Annotated in this window: 1 protein-coding gene; it reads right to left on the minus strand. The window is 31.4% G+C overall.

Annotation, left to right across the window (positions count from 1 at the left end):
* Positions 1-2,261 (minus strand): DUF11 domain-containing protein (locus MBCUR_RS02020; protein ID WP_157077553.1); only part of this gene is annotated, 2,261 nt, incomplete at both ends.

Raw genomic sequence — 2,261 nt, forward strand, 5'->3', positions numbered from 1 at the left:
TAAAATAGTACTACCAGTCACATTAGACTTCTTAGTAATACTAAGATTCACAGTAGGAACAACAGTAATATTACCAGAATCAGAAGTATTAGCAGAAGTATCACCAGTATTATTCTCAACAAGACCAGTAACACTAACAGTGTTTGTAATATTACCAATACCATTAAGCCTCACAACAATAGTTAAAACAGCACTACTACCATTAGCCAAAGAACCAATAATCCACTTACCAGTACCATTATCATAAGAAACACTATTAGTCAAAGTAGAATTAACATAAATCAACCGATTATCTAAAACATCACTAAGCTCTAAACCAGTGGCAGTATTCGGACCAAAATTAGTCACATTAACAACATAAGAAATAAATGCACCATTTAAAACATTACCACTCACATTGGACTTTTTAGTAATACTAAGGTTTACAGTAGAAACAGCAGTAAAACTAGCAGATTTATAAGTGTCATCTGGATCAGCAAGATTAACCTCATTAATAGCAGTTACATTAGCAGTATTATTAATAAGACCTACACCATTAATCCTAGCAACAATTGTTAAAGTCACAGGAACACCAATATACAAATCATCAATAACCCACAAACCACTAACAGGATTATAATCACCAGCAGCAGAACGAGTACTATTAATATATATAAGTCTAGAATCTAACAAATCACTTACACGTACACCAGTAGCATTATTAGGACCAGAATTATTTACAGTAACAACATAAGTAACTAAACCACCATTTAAAACAGTACCAGAAACATTAGCTATTTTACTAGAAACACTCACATTAGCTTGATTAGAAGAACCAACAAAAACAAAACTCTCATTCTCACCAATATTAATTTGATCAACAGAACTAACATTAACCTCATTAACAAGACCACCAGTAGTATTAGCCTGAGCAACAATCACCAAAACAACAGACTCACCAACATTTAAACTAGAAATAGTCCACAAACCACTAACATTATTATAAGAAGCACTAGAAGCATTAATAAATACTAATGAACCAGCAGACAAAACATCCAACATAATAAGATTAGTAGCAACATCAGGACCATAATTAGTCACATTAAGAGTAAATGTAATATAACCTAAATAGCTAGTCGCAGTAACATTAGCAGTTTTACTAACAGTTAAATTAATAACAGGATCACCACGAAGATCCAACTCAACAGTATAACCATCAGCAGAAACAGTTAAATTATTAAAGAAACTAGAACCATTAACATAACCACTACGATTATAATCACTACCATCATAATTAGTAACATTACTATACAACAAATTAGTAGAATTCCTTAACTGAACACTAATGTCAAAATTAGGCAACAATTGAGTATTAGCAGGTAAACTACCATCATTTAAAACAAATCTATGACCAATAGTCACAGTACCAGGCAACAAACTTCTACTAGTATTAGTATAAACCACATACCTATTGTTAAAAACATAAAACAACTCTAAAACATAATACAAAGAATTATTCAAATTAACACCATTATTATAAATCAAACTAGTAATATTATTGTTACCCCACCAATTATACTTAACATCAGCATTCTGACCAGTATAATACAAACTATAAGAACCAGAATTATTATTACCAACAATTCTATTATAGTTAATATTTACACCAGAAGTTGCAGTAGTACCAATATAAATACCACCAGTATTGTTTAAAATATTAGAACTTGTAACTTGACTACCGCTTTTACCTAAGTATATAGCATATCCACTATTTCTAGTAAAAGTAGATGAATTAATATTGGCATAACCATGAGCAGAAATAGCTCCACCACGAGTAATAGCATTGTTATTATCAAAACCAGAAGTATTAACATATAAATAGCTGTTATCCTCAGTATAAATAGCTCCACCTTCAGATTTTGCATTATTGTTAGCAAAAGTATTATTTAAAGCATTAAAAGTACTACCAGCACTAACATAAACAGCACCACCATTAATCTCACTACCATTTACATAAGTAATATTCCTAGATGTAACATTACTATTACCACCAACAAGGAAACCACTTCTAACACCATTAGAACCATCAAAGACAACAGCACCACCTAAACTGGTATAACCAAGGAAAGTAGCATTATCATTAACATTTTGATTCACATTCAAACTACCAGCATAAAGACCAGGAGCAATATGAACAGTAAAATTATTCCAACCTTGAGAATCAGCAATACCTAAAGCACCAGCAATAGACTTAAGAGCAGTAGTCCAATTAATACCTAAGA

Source organism: Methanobrevibacter curvatus, from assembly GCF_001639295.1.
Taxonomy (GTDB): domain Archaea; phylum Methanobacteriota; class Methanobacteria; order Methanobacteriales; family Methanobacteriaceae; genus Methanoflexus; species Methanoflexus curvatus.